Annotated in this window: 12 protein-coding genes; 10 read left to right on the top strand and 2 right to left on the bottom strand. The window is 73.4% G+C overall.

Annotated elements, in window-relative coordinates; genetic code table 11:
- The first annotated feature begins 10 nt into the window (after window positions 1-10).
- From lspA to dnaE, 3 genes are read left to right on the top strand one after another with little or no spacing between them, the layout of a single operon-like run.
- Window positions 11-670: a signal peptidase II gene (gene lspA, locus CFLA_RS08090; RefSeq protein WP_013116836.1), complete on the top strand. Its 660-nt coding sequence runs from the start codon at window positions 11-13 to the stop codon at window positions 668-670.
- On the top strand, window positions 667-1602 hold the full coding sequence (locus CFLA_RS08095; protein WP_013116837.1) for an RluA family pseudouridine synthase: 936 nt from the start codon (window positions 667-669) through the stop codon (window positions 1600-1602). Before lspA ends, CFLA_RS08095 begins: the two co-directional genes overlap by 4 nt.
- Window positions 1603-1632: 30 nt before the next feature.
- Entirely contained in the window at window positions 1633-5196 is a 3564-nt protein-coding gene (dnaE, locus tag CFLA_RS08100) for a DNA polymerase III subunit alpha (RefSeq protein WP_013116838.1), read from the top strand.
- 58 nt (window positions 5197-5254) lie between these two features.
- Here dnaE and CFLA_RS08105 read toward each other — a convergent pair whose 3' ends face one another.
- Window positions 5255-5467: an RNA-binding S4 domain-containing protein gene (locus CFLA_RS08105; protein ID WP_187291337.1), complete on the bottom strand. Its 213-nt coding sequence runs from the start codon at window positions 5465-5467 to the stop codon at window positions 5255-5257.
- Between the two features lie 84 nt (window positions 5468-5551).
- Between CFLA_RS08105 and CFLA_RS08110 the strand changes: the two genes are divergently transcribed.
- The 4 genes from CFLA_RS08110 (at window position 5552) to hisD (ending at window position 9005) form a co-directional block, all read left to right on the top strand.
- A complete protein-coding gene (locus CFLA_RS08110; protein WP_013116840.1) occupies window positions 5552-5947 on the top strand; it encodes an ArsR/SmtB family transcription factor in 396 nt (131 codons plus the stop codon).
- The gene (locus CFLA_RS08115) at window positions 5944-6480 is read left to right on the top strand and encodes an SRPBCC family protein (protein WP_013116841.1); all 537 of its coding nucleotides are present in this window, start codon (window positions 5944-5946) and stop codon (window positions 6478-6480) included. Before CFLA_RS08110 ends, CFLA_RS08115 begins: the two co-directional genes overlap by 4 nt.
- Before the next feature lie 184 nt (window positions 6481-6664).
- Window positions 6665-7672, top strand: coding sequence for an IS481 family transposase (locus CFLA_RS08120; protein ID WP_013116842.1), 1008 nt, complete (start codon window positions 6665-6667; stop codon window positions 7670-7672).
- Between the two features lie 10 nt (window positions 7673-7682).
- Window positions 7683-9005, top strand: coding sequence for a histidinol dehydrogenase (gene hisD, locus CFLA_RS08125; protein ID WP_013116843.1), 1323 nt, complete (start codon window positions 7683-7685; stop codon window positions 9003-9005).
- 21 nt (window positions 9006-9026) lie between these two features.
- Here the strand turns inward: hisD and CFLA_RS08130 are convergent, their stop codons facing one another.
- A complete protein-coding gene (locus tag CFLA_RS08130) occupies window positions 9027-11204 on the bottom strand; it encodes a RecQ family ATP-dependent DNA helicase (protein WP_043600205.1) in 2178 nt (725 codons plus the stop codon).
- Between the two features lie 85 nt (window positions 11205-11289).
- On the opposite strand from CFLA_RS08130, the gene CFLA_RS08135 reads away from it, so the two are divergent.
- From CFLA_RS08135 to CFLA_RS18990, 3 genes are read left to right on the top strand one after another with little or no spacing between them, the layout of a single operon-like run.
- Window positions 11290-12408 carry a histidinol-phosphate transaminase gene (locus tag CFLA_RS08135; RefSeq protein ID WP_043598911.1) on the top strand — a complete coding sequence of 373 codons (1119 nt, stop codon included), beginning with the start codon at window positions 11290-11292 and terminating at the stop codon, window positions 12406-12408.
- Entirely contained in the window at window positions 12405-13028 is a 624-nt protein-coding gene (hisB, locus tag CFLA_RS08140) for an imidazoleglycerol-phosphate dehydratase HisB (RefSeq protein WP_013116846.1), read from the top strand. Before CFLA_RS08135 ends, hisB begins: the two co-directional genes overlap by 4 nt.
- A complete protein-coding gene (locus CFLA_RS18990; protein WP_013116847.1) occupies window positions 13025-13498 on the top strand; it encodes a hypothetical protein in 474 nt (157 codons plus the stop codon). Before hisB ends, CFLA_RS18990 begins: the two co-directional genes overlap by 4 nt.
- Window positions 13499-13522 lie beyond the last annotated feature (24 nt).

Below are 13522 nucleotides of genomic sequence, written 5' to 3' on the forward strand. Positions count from 1 at the left end.
GACTCCTGCGGTGCCCACGACGGACGACGCGACAGCCCTGCCCGACGACCGTTCGTCGTCCGCCGCACCCGCGGCGGACGACGCGGCCGTCGCCGTGACCGGCGGTGTCCCGCCGGAGCGGCGCCGACGCCTGGTCCGCGGGCTGTTCGCGCTCACCACGGTCGTGCTCGTGGTCGACCAGCTCACCAAGGTGTGGGCGGTCGCCGCGCTCGAGCCGCGCGAGCGCACGCCGCTGCTCGGTGACCTCCTCGGGCTGCAGCTCGTGCGCAACCCGGGCGCGGCCCTGTCGATCGCCACCGGCATGACGTGGGTGCTCACGGTGGTCGCGGTCGCCGTCGTGGTGGTGATCGTCCGTACCGCCCGCAGGATCGGCTCACCGGGGTGGGCGCTCGCGCTCGGGCTGCTGCTCGGCGGGGCGCTCGGCAACCTCGTCGACCGCATGCTGCGGGAGCCGGGCCCGTTCCGCGGGCACGTGATCGACTTCCTCGCCTACGGGCGGTTGTTCGTCGGCAACGTCGCCGACATCGCCATCGTCGTGGCGGCCGTGCTCGTCGTGTGGCTCACGGCGCGGGGCGTGCACGTGGACGGCACGCGCGACGCGCGGACCGGGGGCGACGAACCGGCGCCCGCGAGCCAGGCGTCCGCGGCGGACGACGGGGGTGCCGCATGAGCGGCACGCGCGCGCTGCCGGTCCCGGACGGGCTCGCTGGTGAGCGGGTCGACGCGGCGCTCGCCCGCCTGCTGGGGCTCTCCCGCACGCGCGCGGCGGAGCTCGCGGCGCAGGGAGCCGTGCGCGTCGACGGTCGCGCCGTGGGCAAGTCCGACCGGCTCGTCGCCGGATCGTTCCTCGAGGTCGATCTCAGCCTGCCGGTCCCGACCGCACCGGTGGTGGTGCCGGAGCCGGTGCCGGGGATGCGGATCGTGCACGACGACGACGACCTCGTCGTCGTCGACAAGCCGGTCGGCGTGGCGGCGCACCCGTCGCCCGGCTGGTCCGGGCCGACCGTGGTGGGCGCGCTCGCGGCGGCCGGCTACCGCATCTCGACCTCCGGGTCGGCCGAGCGTCAGGGCGTCGTGCACCGGCTCGACGCCGGGACGTCGGGACTCATGGTCGTCGCCAAGAGCGAGCACGCCTACACGGTGCTCAAGCGTGCGTTCAAGGAGCGCACGGTCGAGAAGGTGTACCACGCGCTCGCACAGGGCCACCCGTCGCCGACGACGGGCACGATCGACGCGCCCATCGGCCGGCACCCGTCGTCGGACTGGAAGTTCGCGGTGGTCGCGGACGGCAAGCCGTCGGTGACGCACTACGAGGTGCTCGAGATGCTGCCCGGCGCCTCGCTCGTCGAGGTGCACCTCGAGACGGGCCGCACGCACCAGATCCGCGTGCACTTCGCCGCGCTGCGGCACAGCCTGGTGGGGGACCTCACGTACGGCGCCGACCCGGCCCTCGCAGCGCGTCTGGGCGTCTCGCGGCAGTGGCTGCACGCGGTCCGGCTGGGCTTCGAGCACCCCGCCACGGGTGAGTGGCTCGAGGTCGCGAGCGACTACCCGGAGGACCTCGTCGCGGCGCTCGAGACGCTCCGCGGCGCGTACGCCTGAGCGTCGGCGGGGGCACGTAGGATCGCCGGCATGGCAGCCGGAGGAACCGAGGACCCGTCGTTCGTCCACCTCCACGTGCACAGCGAGTACTCGATGCTCGACGGCGCCGCGCGCATCGGCGAGATGCTCGACGAGGCCAAGCGCCTGGGTCAGACGGCGATGGCGATCACCGACCACGGTTACCTCTTCGGTGCCTTCGAGTTCTGGCAGAAGGCGACCGAGCGGGGCATCAAGCCCATCATCGGCGTCGAGGCGTACGTCACCCCCGGCACGAGCAGGTTCGACCAGAACCGCGTGCGGTGGGGTGAGGCCCACCAGGCGGCGGACGACGTCTCGGCGCGCGGTGCGTACACGCACCTGACGCTGCTGAGCCGCACGACCGAGGGCATGCACAACCTGTTCCGGATGGGCTCGCTCGCCTCCGTCGAGGGGCAGATGGGCAAGTGGCCACGCATGGACCGCGAGCTGCTGTCGCGGTACGCCGACGGCCTGATCGCGACGAGCGGCTGCCCGTCGGGCGAGATCCAGACCCGGCTGCGGCTGGGGCACGTCGACGAGGCGCTGCGCGCCGCGGGCGAGCTGCAGGACATCTTCGGCAAGGAGCACTTCTTCGTCGAGGTCATGGACCACGGCCTGGAGATCGAGCGCCGTGTCATCAAGGACCTGCTGCGGATCGCCGAGGGGATCGGTGCGCCGATCGTCGCGACGAACGACCTGCACTACACGCGTGAGGAGGACGCGCACGCGCACGAGGTGCTGCTCGCGGTGCAGTCCGGTTCGACGCTCGACGAGCCGACCAGCGACCAGGGCGGCAGCCGCTTCGCGTTCGGCGGCACCGGGTACTACGTGAAGTCGGCGGCGGAGATGCGCCGCACGTGGGCCGAGCTGCCGGAGGCGTGCGACAACACGCTGCTCGTCGCCGAGCAGTGCGAGGTGAAGTTCAACACCGGCGCCAACTACATGCCGCGCTTCCCCGTCCCGGCGGGCGAGAACGAGGACTCGTGGTTCGTCAAGGAGGTCGAGAACGGTCTCCTGCGTCGTTACCACGGCGCGATCCCGGACCACGTGCGCAAGCAGGCGGACTACGAGACGGGCGTCATCACGCAGCTCGGGTTCTCGGGCTACTTCCTCGTGGTCGCCGACTTCATCAACTGGGCCAAGAAGCAGGGCATCCGCGTCGGGCCGGGCCGTGGCTCCGCCGCCGGGTCGATGGCGTCGTACGCGATGGGCATCACCGAGCTCGACCCGCTGGAGCACGGCCTGATCTTCGAGCGGTTCCTCAACCCCGAGCGCGTCTCGTGGCCCGACGTCGACGTCGACTTCGACGAGCGCCGGCGCGGGGAGGTCATCCGGTACGTGACGGAGAAGTACGGGGACGACCGGGTCTGCCAGATCGTCACGTACGGCACCATCAAGGCCAAGCAGGCACTGAAGGACGCGTCGCGCGTGCTGGGCTTCCCGTTCGCCATGGGGGAGAAGCTCACCAAGGCCATGCCGCCGCCCGTCATGGGCAAGGACATCCCGCTCTCGGGCATGTACGACCCGGAGCACCCGCGCTACGCGGAGGCCGACGAGTTCCGGCAGGTCGTCGCCGCGGACCCCGAGGCGCAGCGCGTGCTGGAGACCGCGCGTGGCCTGGAGAACCTCAAGCGGCAGTGGGGTGTGCACGCGGCCGGCGTGATCATGTCCAGCGAGCCGCTGCTCGACATCATCCCGATCATGAAGCGCCCGCAGGACGGCGCGATCATCACCCAGTTCGACCAGCCGGCGTCCGAGTCGCTCGGGCTCATCAAGATGGACTTCCTGGGGCTGCGCAACCTCACGATCCTCGACGACGCGCTCGAGAACATCGTGATGAACGGCAAGCCGCCCATTCTCATCGAGGAGGTGGCGCTCGACGATCCTCCGACGTACGAGCTGCTGGGCCGGGGTGACACCCTGGGGGTCTTCCAGCTCGACGGCGGCCCGATGCGCTCGCTGCTGCGGCAGATGCGCCCGGACAACTTCGAGGACGTCTCCGCCGTCATCGCGCTGTACCGCCCCGGCCCGATGGGCATGAACTCGCACACCAACTACGCCCTGCGCAAGAACGGGCTGCAGGAGATCGAGCCGATCCACCCCGAGCTGGTGGAGCCGCTCGAGGACGTCGTCGGCGTGACCTACGGCCTCATCGTCTACCAGGAGCAGGTGCAGCGCGCCGCGCAGAAGCTCGCCGGCTACTCGCTCGGGCAGGCCGACCTGCTCCGTCGTGCGATGGGCAAGAAGAAGAAGGAGGTGCTCGACAAGGAGTTCGTGCCCTTCCAGGCGGGCATGCGCGAGCGCGGGTACTCCGACGCGGCGATCCAGGCGGTGTGGGACGTGCTCGTCCCGTTCGCGGGCTACGCGTTCAACAAGGCGCACTCCGCGGCGTACGGCGTGGTCTCGTACTGGACGGCGTACCTCAAGGCGAACTTCCCGACCGAGTACATGGCGGCGCTGCTCACCAGCGTGCGCGACGACAAGGACAAGTCGGCGCTGTACCTGGGCGAGTGCCGTCACATGGGCATCACGGTGCTCCCGCCGGACGTGAACTCGTCCTCGGCGAACTTCACGGCCGTGGGCAAGGACATCCGGTTCGGCCTGACGGCCGTGCGCAACGTCGGCGCCAACGTGGTCGACGCGATCGTCGCGGCGCGCGAGGAGAAGGGCGCGTTCACGTCCTTCACGGACTTCCTCGACAAGGTGCCCGCGGTGGTCTGCAACAAGCGGACGATCGAGTCGCTCATCAAGGCCGGGGCGTTCGACTCGCTCGGTCACGCGCGCCGGGCGCTGCTGCTGGTGCACGAGCAGGCGGTCGACGCCGTCATCGACGTCAAGCGCAAGGAGGCGACGGGCCAGTTCGACCTGTTCGCCGACCTCGGTGGCGGCGACGAGACGGGCACGGGCATCGCCGTGCAGATCCCGGACCTGCCGGACTGGGACAAGAAGCAGCGGCTGGCGTTCGAGCGGGAGATGCTCGGCCTGTACGTCTCGGACCACCCGCTGTCGGGGCTCGAGCACGTGCTGTCGGCGCAGGCGGACGTGTCGATCGCGACGCTCAACGCGGACACCGAGCGACCCGACGGCTCGACCGTCGTCGTTGCCGGCCTGGTGACGAGCCTGCAGCGCAAGATGTCCAAGCAGGGCAACCCGTGGGCCGCGGTCACGCTCGAGGACATGGAGGGCGGCGTCGAGATCATGTTCTTCGGCGAGACGTACCTCGCCTACTCGACGGTGCTGGCGGAGGACGCGGTGCTCGTGGTGCGGGGGCGCGTGCGCCGCCGTGACGACACCATGCAGCTGCAGGCGATGGAGGTGACGATCCCGGACACGTCGCAGGCCGCGGACGCGCCGGTCGTGGTGTCGCTGTCCGAGGGGCGCTGCACGCCGCCCGTCGTGGAGCGGCTGCGCGAGGTGCTCTCGACGCACCCGGGGGTCACGGAGGTGCACCTGCGCCTGACGAGCCCGGGCCGGGCGGTGGTCATGCGGCTCGACGACGGGCTGCGCGTCGAGCGCTCGCCGTCGCTGTTCGGTGACCTCAAGGCGTTGCTCGGTCCGAGCTGCCTCGCGAGCTGAGGCGGTGCGCCGACCCTCCCCGTGCGGGAGGGTCGGTCGGGCCGCGGCGTCCGGTCGGTCAGCCCTCGACGGTCGCGCTCTCGACGCCTGTCGGCAGGTCGACCTCCACGACGTCTCCCGGGCGCAGCTGGCGTCCTCGGCGCGTCTCGGGCTCTCCGTTGACGGTGACGGCACCGTCGTCGAGCAGGGCACGGGCGTGCCCGCCGGACTCGGCGAGGTTCACGAGCTTGAGGAACTGGCCGAGGCGGATCGGGTCGTCGCTGCGCGTCACGTGCCCAGTGTGCGGCACCGATCCCTGATCGCGCGATGTTGCCTAACCCTTGCGTTATATAACCGTCGGCGTAAAGATGGAGCCATGCACCCTCTCGACGCGCTCGGCGACCCCGTCCGTCGTCGCCTCGTGGAGCTCGTCGGCGCAGGCGAGCGTCCCGCCGGTGAGCTCGCGGCCGCGGTCGGCGCCGAGTTCGGCATCAGTCAGCCCGCCGTCTCGCGTCACCTGCGCGTCCTGCGCGAGGTGGGCCTGGTCGTCGCGCGCCCGCAGGGGACCGTGCGCCTGTACGCGCTGCGCCCGCAGGCCGTGGACGAGGTCGAGCAGTGGGCCGCTTCCGTCGTGCGGGCCTGGCGGCCCCGGCTGGACGCGCTCGCCACCGAGGTCGCGCGCGGCCACCGGGAACGGGCGGCGGCGGGCACGGGGAACGGCACGACGGAGCCGGGAACCGGCTCCGACCGACGGCACGAGGAGGACACGTGAGCAGACCCACGGCACCTGGGCCCGGCACCGACGACACGGCAGGCGCCGGTCCGGACGGCACGGTCACCGTCGCGCCCGACGGCGCGCGCGTCGAGTTCCGCCGCCGCTACGCCACGACGCCCGACGACCTCTGGTCGGCCATGACCGAGCCCGAGCGCGCCCGGCGCTGGCTCGGCGCGCTGCACGGCGACCTGCGCGTCGGCGGGACCTACGAGCTGCGGATGGGGGAGGACGTGCCCGACGCCGACGACGTCGCGCACGGCGAGGTGCTGGCGTGCGATCCGCCGCACGCGCTCGAGCTCACGTGGAGCTTCCCGGGGGAGTCCACGTCGCACGTGCGCGCGCAGGTCGACGCGGACGGGGACGGTGCTGTGCTGACGCTCGTGCACACCGAGCTGCAGGAGTCCGCCGCGCGCGGGTACGGCGGCGGCTGGCACACGCTGCTCGACCAGCTCGAGGACCACGTCGCGGGCCGGCGAGTGCGCGCGTGGGACGAGCTCTTCGACGAGCGCGTCGCCCGCTACACGGTGTGACCGACGCCCGTTGCACGCCGCGACCGCCGCGCGGACGTCCCGCGCCCGCGACGTGCGACGCGGCCTAGATGTTGCGTCTCATCAGGTTGGTGACACCGCGCGGGGCGTGAGCGAGGGGTAGGCCCGCCGGCGGCAGGATGGGAAGTGCGACCAACACATCCGCGCCGAGAGAGACCTACCCCTCATGAGCCACGCTAACGCCCCGTTGACCCCTGCCGGCAGGCTCCGCCTGGTGCAGCGCTGTCGGGCCCGTCCGATCGCTCACGTCGCTGCCGAGGCCGGGATCTCCCGACAGTGCCTGTCGAAGTGGAAGGCCCGCTACGACGAGCTCGGCGAGGTCGGGCTGCTGGACCGTTCCAGCGTCCCGCACGCGAGCCCGACCCAGCTGGACCCGGGCGTCGTCGAGCAGATCGAACGCCTGCGCCGGGAGCACAAGTGGACGGCCCGCCAGATCCACCTCGAGCTGACCCGCAGCGGGCACCGCGTCTCGCTGGCGACGGTCTCGCGGTGGCTGGTCCGGCTCGGGATCAACCGGCGCCGGGACATCGACCCCGACGGGTCCACCAACCGCACCACGGGACGGATCACCGCGCGCTACCCCGGGCACATGGTTCACCTGGACGTGAAGAAGGTCGGACGGATCCCCGACGGCGGCGGGTGGCGAGCCCACGGCCGCGGCTCGACGCAGGACAAGGCCGCTCAGCGCGCCAAGACCTCCGGCGCCCGCGCGGGCTACGTCTACCTGCACTCCGCGGTCGACGGGTACTCCCGCCTGGCCTACACCGAGCACCTGCCCGACGAGACAGCGGCCACCACGATCGGGTTCTTCCACCGCGCCCGAGCGTTCTTCGCCGCCCACGGCATCGACCGACTCGTGCGGGTCGTCACCGACAACGGGGCGAACTACAAGGCCACCGCGTTCACCCGCACCGTCCTGGCGACCGCATCACGCCACCAGCGCATCCGCCCCCACACGCCCCGGCACAACGGCAAGGTCGAGCGCTACAACCGGATCCTGGCCGAGGAACTCCTCTACGCCCGGGTCTGGACCTCCGAAGCCGAACGCGCCGCCGCGATCAAGATCTGGAACGTCCACTACAACTACCATCGCGCTCACACGGCCGCCGGCGACCGACCCCCGGCCTCACGCCTGCGAGCAGGCGTCACCAACGTCATGACCCAGAACACCTAGACTCGTCGCCGTGATCTCCCGTATCGACCTGCGCGGTCGCCGTCCGTCCCGTCGTGAGCTGCTCGCCGAGCTGCCCCGGGCCGAGCTCGACGTGGAGCACGCCGCCGCCACCGTCGCACCGATCCTCGAGGACGTCCGGGCCCGCGGCGCCGCCGCGCTGCGCGAGCTCGCCGAGAGGTTCGACGGCGTGCGCCCCGCGCACGTGCGGGTCCCGGCCGCGGCCGTCACCGCGGCCGTCGGCGTGCTCGACCCGCAGGTGCGCCAGGCGCTCGAGGAGACCATCGTCCGGGTGCGCCGCGTGCACGCCGCGCAGCGGCCCCAGGACTTCACCGTCGACGTCGCGCCGGGCGCCCAGGTGCGGCAGCGCTGGCTGCCGGTGCGCCGCGTGGGCCTGTACGTGCCCGGTGGCCTCGCGGTCTACCCCTCGTCGGTCGTCATGAACGTCGTGGCGGCGCAGGAGGCGGGCGTCGGCTCGTTGGCGGTGGTCTCGCCGCCCCAGAAGGACAACGACGGCCTGCCCGACCCGGTCGTGCTCGCGACGTGCGCGCTGCTCGGGGTCGACGAGGTGTATGCCGCCGGCGGCGCCCAGGCGGTCGCGATGCTCGCGTACGGCGCCGCGGGCAGCGAGGACGTCGACGGCGAGACGCTGTGCGAGCCGGTCGACGTCATCACCGGTCCCGGCAACGTCTACGTCGCCGCCGCCAAGCGGCTCGTGCGCGGCGTCGTCGGCATCGACGCCGAGGCCGGCCCGACCGAGATCGCGATCCTCGCCGACGGAACGGCGGACCCGGTCCACGTCGCCGCCGACCTCATCTCGCAGGCCGAGCACGACCCGCTGGCCGCCGCCGTCCTCGTGACGCCGTCGGTCGAGCTCGCGGGCGCCGTCGAGGCCAAGCTCGTCGACCTCGCCGAGGTGACGCCGAACCGGGACCGCGTGGCCGTCGCGCTGCGTGGCTCGCAGTCGGCGATCGTGCTCGTCGACGACCTCGAGTCGGGGCTGGACGTCGTCAACGCCTACGGCGCCGAGCACCTGGAGATCCAGACGGTCGACGCCGCCGCGTGGGCCGACCGGGTCACCAGTGCGGGCGCGATCTTCGTCGGCCCGTGGTCCCCGGTGTCGCTCGGCGACTACATGGCGGGCTCGAACCACGTGCTGCCGACGGGCGGGTGCGCGCACTTCGCCAGCGGGCTCGGGGTGCACTCGTTCCTGCGCGCCGTGCAGGTCGTCGAGTACGACGCCGACGCGTTGGCCGTGGTCGCCGACCGGGTGGTCGCGCTCGCGGACGCCGAGGGCCTGCCCGCGCACGGCGAGGCCGTCCGCGCCCGGTTCTGACGCCCCTCGCGGGGGCGGGTCTCAGCCGACTCCCAGCACGAACGGGAGCACCTGCGTCGCGCCCGCGCGCCGCAGCAGCCGTCCCGCCACGGTGAGCGTCCAGCCGGTGTCGGTGCGGTCGTCGACGAGCAGCACGCGCTGCCCGGCGACGGCGACCGCGACGTCGTCCGGCAGGTCGAGGTGCCGCACGACGTCGGCCAGGCGCTGCGCCGAGTTGACGTCGTGCCGCGACGGCGTGCCGGTCGGCACGAGCGCCCCCACGAGCGGGACGCCGAGCAGACGCGCGGTGCCGACGGCGAGGTGCTCGACGAGCGCGCCGCGGGTCTCGGAGGCGACGCCGACGACCACGTCGACCTGCGGCGCCCATGCCTCGAGGACGGTCCGCACGGCCGTGCGCAGGTTCACCGGCAGCTCGGCCGGGAGCTGCTCGCGCAGCGCCTCGCGCAACGGACCACCCCAGCCGAGCGCGTCGAGGCGGCCGACCGCCCGGCCCTCGTCGACCTGCTCGTCCGCGCCGAGGCGCCCCTTGAGCTGCAGGCCCAGGGTCGCCAGACCCGAGGGCCACTGCCGGCGCGCGGTCACCGGCTCGCCCGGGACCGACAGCAGCTCGCGCGCGTGCGCGACGTCGGCGGCGTCGACCGCGGCGCCGACGCTCTCGCCCGTGCACCTGTCGCACCGCCCGCACCGCCAACCGGCGGGCAGGTCGGGGTCGTCGAGCGCCGCACGCAGGAACGCCATGCGGCAGCCCGCGGTGGCCTGGTAGTCGAGCATGGTGCGCTGCTCGGCGCGGCGTGCGGCCGTGACGCGCGCGTACCGCTCGCCGTCGTACGCCCACGGCCGGCCGGTCGACTCCCACCCGCCGCGCACCCGTCGCACGGCACCGTCCACGTCGAGCACCTTGAGCATCCCCTCGAGGCGGCTGCGGCGCAGGGTGACGAACGTCTCGAGCGCAGCCGTCGACAGCGTGCCGTGCGCGTCGAGCGCGTCGAGCGTCGCGCGCACCTGGTCCTCGGGCGGGAAGGCGGTCGAGGCGAACCACTCCCAGATCGCCTGGTCGTCGTGGCCCGGCAGCAGCACGACGTCGGCACGGGCCGTCGCGCGACCCGCGCGGCCGACCTGCTGGTAGTAGGCGATGGGTGACGAGGGCGCGCCCACGTGCACGACGAAACCGAGGTCGGGCTTGTCGTAGCCCATGCCGAGGGCGGAGGTCGCCACCAGCGCCTTGACGCGGTTGGCGAGCAGGTCGGCCTCGGCCTGCTCGCGCTCGGTCGGGTCGGTCTGGCCGGTGTAGGCGCGCACGTCGAGGCCGGCGGCCCGCAGGTGCTCGGTCACCTGGTCCACCGCTGCGACCGTCAGGCAGTACACGATGCCCGATCCCGCGAGGCCCGGGAGCGTCGCGGCGAGCCACGCCAGGCGGGTCGCGACGTCGGGGAGCGCGGTGACCTGGAGCCGCAGGCTCGGCCGGTCGAGCGTGCCACGCAGCACGAGCGTGCCCGCGTCGTCGCGCGCGTCCGGCGCCGCCACACCCGTGCCGGACGACGCGTCCGTCACCGCGAGCTGCTCCGCGACGTCCGCGGTGACACGTGCGTTGGCGGTGGCGGTGGTCGCGAGCACCGGCACTCCCGCCGGCAGGTCGGCCAGCAGCGTGCCGATGCGCCGGTAGTCGGGCCGGAAGTCGTGCCCCCAGTCCGACACGCAGTGCGCCTCGTCGACGACCACGAGCCCGGCGTCGGCCGCCAGGCGCGGCAGCACCTCGTCGCGGAACCCGGGGTTGTTGAGGCGCTCGGGGGAGACGAGCAGCACGTCGACCTCGCCCGCGGCGATGCGCGCGTGCACGTCGTCCCAGTCCTGCTGGTTGGCCGAGTTCAGCGTCTCGGCCGCGATGCCGGCGCGCCGCGCGGCCTCGACCTGGTTTCGCATGAGCGCCAGCAGCGGGGACACGATGATCGTCGCGCCGCGCGGCGGGCCCGCCGCGCCGCGGCGCAGGAGGGCCGTCGCGACGAAGTACACGGCCGACTTGCCCCACCCCGTGCGCTGCACGACGAGCACGCGGCGGCGGTCGGCGACGAGGGCCTCGACCGCCTGCCACTGGTCCTCGTGCAGGTGCGCGTCCTCGCGGCCGACGAGCGCGCGCAGCACCTCCTCGGCCTGCGCGCGCAGGGCGGTGCGGTCGACGTCGGGCACGGGGGTCGCAGGCACGTCCGGCAGCGTACGTGCGACCACCGACGTCCGCCCCGCGGGCCGCGGCGCCGGGCGGGGACCCGTGGAACCTAGACTCGGGGACGTGACCGCCGCTCCCGACCTGTCGCGCGCGCTGCCGCTGCGCCCCGAGCTCGCCGGCCTCGAGCCGTACGGTGCTCCGCAGCTCGACGTGCCCGTGCTGCTCAACGTCAACGAGAACCCGTACGCGCCGTCGGAGGAGGTCGTCGCGGACGTCGCCGCGGCCGTCGCCGACGCGACGCGCACCCTCAACCGCTACCCGGACCGCGACTTCACGGCCCTGCGGGAGGACCTCGCCGCGTACCTCGAGGTCGAGTCCGGCGTGCACCGCGCGCCCGAGCAGGTCTGGGCCGCCAACGGCTCGAACGAGATCATGCTGCACGTCCTGCAGGCGTTCGGCGGCCCCGGGCGCACGGCGCTGTCGTTCGCCCCGACGTACTCGATGTACCCCGAGTACGCGCGCGACACGTCGACCACCTGGGTCGTCGGGCGCCGCGCGGAGGACTTCACGCTCGACCCGGAGCACGCGCGCGCGACGATCGCGGAGCACGCGCCGAGCGTCGTGCTGCTCGCGAGCCCCAACAACCCCACGGGCACCGCGCTGCCGCTGGACACGGTGCGCGCGGTCCTCGACGCAGCCGCGCAGGTACCGGGTGGCTGCGTCGTCGTCGTGGACGAGGCCTACGGCGAGTTCCGCCGCACCGGGACGCCGTCGGCGCTCGAGCTGCTCGACGCGTACCCGCACCTGGCCGTGAGCCGCACGATGTCGAAGGCCTTCGGGCTGGCGGGCGCCCGTGTGGGGTACCTGTCCGCGTCGCGCGCGTTCGTCGACGCGCTGCGCGTCGTGCGCCTGCCGTACCACCTGTCCGCCGTCACGCAGGCCGTCGCGCGCGCGGCTCTGCGCCACGCGCCGGAGCTGATGGCGCAGGTGGGCGCGCTGCGCGCCGAGCGCGACGAGCTCGTGACCTGGCTGCGGCAGCGCGGCTACCTGGCTGCGGACTCGGACGCGAACTTCGTGCTCTTCGGCACGTTCGACGACCGGCAGGCGGTCTGGCAGGGTCTGCTCGACCGGGGGGTCCTCGTGCGCGTCACGGGGCCCGAGGGATGGCTACGGGTGTCGGTCGGCACCCCCGCGGAGACGTCGGCGTTCAAGGACGCCCTGGTGGAGGTGGCAGGACGATGAGCGGAGAGCTGAGCGGCGCGGGACGCCGCACGGCGCGCATCGAGCGCAGCACGAGCGAGTCGACCGTGCTGGTCGAGCTCGACCTCGACGGCACCGGTCGCACGCAGATCGACACGACCGTGCCGTTCTACGACCACATGCTCACCGCGCTCGGCAAGCACTCGCTCATCGACCTCACGGTGCGGGCCACGGGCGACACCCACATCGACGCGCACCACACGGTCGAGGACACCGCGATCGTCCTCGGTCAGGCGCTGCGCCAGGCGCTGGGGGACAAGCGCGGCATCGTGCGCTACGGCGACGCGACCGTGCCCCTCGACGAGGCGCTCGCGCACGCCGTCGTGGACGTCTCGGGCCGCCCGTACTTCGTCCACACCGGCGAGCCCGAGGGGCAGCAGTACCACCTCATCGGTGGCCACTTCACGGGGTCGCTGACGTCGCACGTGCTCGAGTCGATCGCGCACCACGCCGCGTTCACGGTGCACATGCGGGTGCTCGCCGGTCGGGACCCGCACCACATCGTCGAGGCGCAGTTCAAGGCCCTCGCGCGTGCCCTGCGCACCGCGGTCGCCCTCGACCCGCGCGTCGACGGCGTCCCGTCGACCAAGGGCGCGCTGTGAGCGACGACCTGGGCGACCTCCAGGTCCCCGACGACCTGTCGGGGCTCACCGAGCAGCAGCCCCCGACGGTCGCGGTCGTCGTCACGCAGGTGGCGGTCGCCGAGGCGCTCGCGGCCGCGTGCTCGCTCGCGTCCGTCGACGTCGACGCCGTGCCCTCGCCCGTCGGTGCGCTCGCTGTGCTGCGCGACCCCGCGACGGCCGCGGACGCGGCCGGGGCGGTGTCGCGCCTGCTGCGCCAGGTGCCGGTGGTGCTGCTGGAGCGGCGCGCCACCAAGGTGTCGGCGACGCAGTGGGTGGGCGGCGAGCAGCAGAAGGAGCTGCCGGCCGGCCTCGTGCTCTCCGGCGCGCCCCCGGTCCTGGAGGACCTGCTGCTCGGCGACGTGCCGGCCACGGAGGTCGAGGGCGCGGTGTCGTCCGTCGGGCTCTCGCGCTGGAAGGCGATGCGGCTGCTGGCGGCGCACCGGCGCTGAGCGGGCGCTGTGACGCGCGTCCCG

It is taken from the genome of Cellulomonas flavigena DSM 20109, assembly GCF_000092865.1.
GTDB lineage: Bacteria > Actinomycetota > Actinomycetes > Actinomycetales > Cellulomonadaceae > Cellulomonas > Cellulomonas flavigena.